This window comes from Bacillus sp. 7884-1, assembly GCF_002272245.1.
Classification (GTDB): domain Bacteria; phylum Bacillota; class Bacilli; order Bacillales; family Cytobacillaceae; genus Neobacillus.
Genome location: NZ_NPDD01000161.1, coordinates 1 through 1,320, shown reverse-complemented (window position 1 = coordinate 1,320; position 1,320 = coordinate 1). Strand labels below are relative to the sequence as shown.

Genomic DNA, 1,320 nt, shown 5'->3' with positions numbered 1-1,320 from the left:
GTGGAACAAGAAAGGCTCTACTCCTTACTGAAGTAAAGCACCCTTTACTTTAAGTATAATCGTTCACAAAGTCATATATATCCTTGAAATTTAATACAACAAAAAGGCTTTAGTTCTTTATATTTAGGTTAGATAAGTGATTAGAAGGTTAAAGTTATTTTCTCCAATTTATTTGGTAGTCTATAATCTTTATTTCAGAGGAATAAATTCAAAATATGATAAGTTAGTTAAGTTAGGAAACTGATGTAATTGATCTTTTTTTATGGTTAAGTACTCAGTATTCGATGCCTTTATTGCATAAACATTACGTCCAAAAGGTTGAAAGTTAAATATTTGAGGTACACCTATACTTGAACTTAGATATATAGCAAAATTAGGATCATCTTCAGCACTTACATATTTCTCATTCGATGCCTTTATAACATAATCATTATATCCAAGGTGTTCTAAGGTAAAGACATGAGACCTTTTAATTTGTGTGGTTTTTTCAAGATATATTTTATCATTTTTAATACTAAGATACTTATCGTCTCTTACTGACTTGATAACATACTTTTGTTTTAATTCAATAATATCATAATAAATTTGATTAGAAATTTGACGCCATATCCATTGGTCACTATCTATATCTATATGTGATGTAGGTTCATGTTTTCTTCCACCTGGACACGATGTTCTCTCATGGTTTCCCCACCAATTCCTTTTTTTAGCTTCCTCAATATTTTCATGGGCACCTGGTACATTACTATAGCCACAATGTAAACCAACTTCTCTAGTACAGGGTATTTTAATACCTGTACAAGGATCAACAAAAACAGGGCTATTTGTTTGATACCAGTTTCTTATAAGGTTGCCTCTAGGGTAATCTTGATTCTGATTGAAAATATTATCTGGGCCGAATACTGGGTCAATAAGGGCAACAAAGTCAGGAACCCTATTAGTTACTTTTGATAACCTACATGCGGCCCATCCTCCATAACTATGACCAATTATCGCAAGATAAGTTGGCAATTCTGTTCGCCTGTTAATTTCTCTATTAAGGTCGTCTACCCAAGGTTCAGCACTAGGATCAGATTCATTTTCTTTATTCCAACTTCTACGAAAGATGTTATCAGGGTTTACCCCGTGAGGAACAAATACTTCATGAAGTTTATCACGAATTCCATCCATCCCGCCTGTTCCACTAAGTCCACTAATACATATCACTATCACACGATCACGGAACAAATAATTCACTCCCTTCTGTAAAAATATATTATTGCATATAAAATTTTATAACTTTGGTTCTTTGTTCAACACTAAACTGTAAATTTGCTAAAC

Annotated in this window: 1 protein-coding gene; it reads right to left on the bottom strand. The window is 32.7% G+C overall.

The window, feature by feature from the left end; all coding sequences use genetic code 11:
* Window positions 1-189: 189 nt before the first annotated feature.
* Entirely contained in the window at window positions 190-1,227 is a 1,038-nt protein-coding gene (locus CHI06_RS18650; protein ID WP_095250132.1) for a hypothetical protein, read from the bottom strand.
* Between the last annotated feature and the right edge of the window lie 93 nt (window positions 1,228-1,320).